The sequence below is a fragment of the Candidatus Hydrogenedentota bacterium genome, assembly GCA_016791475.1.
GTDB lineage: Bacteria > Hydrogenedentota > Hydrogenedentia > Hydrogenedentales > JAEUWI01 > JAEUWI01.
The window spans coordinates 1-573 of the sequence record JAEUWI010000367.1 but is presented as its reverse complement, the minus strand read 5'-3'; the positions used below and the strand labels follow the sequence as shown (position 1 = coordinate 573).

At 33.5% G+C, this 573-nt stretch carries 1 protein-coding gene; it reads right to left on the bottom strand.

From position 1 onward, the window contains the following. Window positions 1–441: glucose-1-phosphate thymidylyltransferase (locus JNK74_29715; protein ID MBL7650350.1), on the bottom strand; the 441-nt coding region annotated here is incomplete at its 3' end. Window positions 442–573: the final 132 nt, after the last annotated feature.

The window sequence follows — 573 nt, the reverse complement described above, 5'->3', positions numbered from 1 at the left end:
CAAAAGTTCAAAATCTTCACGGAGGGCTGCATCATTTTTTTGAAAAATATCCCATGTATGTTCAATTGTAATACAATCGTCGTTGTATTCCAGAATTTCATAGTTTTCGAAATCGACTTCTTCCTGGCTTTCTTCAGAGAAAAAAGCAATTACTTCTTCTCCTTTGAAAATAGCCTGATTTTGCTCCAGTGACTTCACCATTTCAGCCAATACTTCATTTGGTAAAAAAGAAGCATTAATCATAATATTTTCAGGCATTTCTACCATGGGAAATTTTTCCATAAGGTATTCTTCCGTCAGGCTCGTGGTTGTATAGCCCAGATATTTTTCCCACTTTTCGCGGATAGTAAGAATCCCCACACGAATATCTGCCACTGGTCTGGTAAATGTAAAAGGTAATAAGGCATTCCGGACGGTTCCGTCAAAAAGTATATAGTTCATCTTGTTTAGTTTATAATTGATAGTTGATAGTTGATAGTTGATAGTTTTGGATTGTGGATTTATAATTTTAGATTTATGATTTAGACTTTAGACTTTAGACTTTGGATTTATGATTTTAGATTTATGATTTTA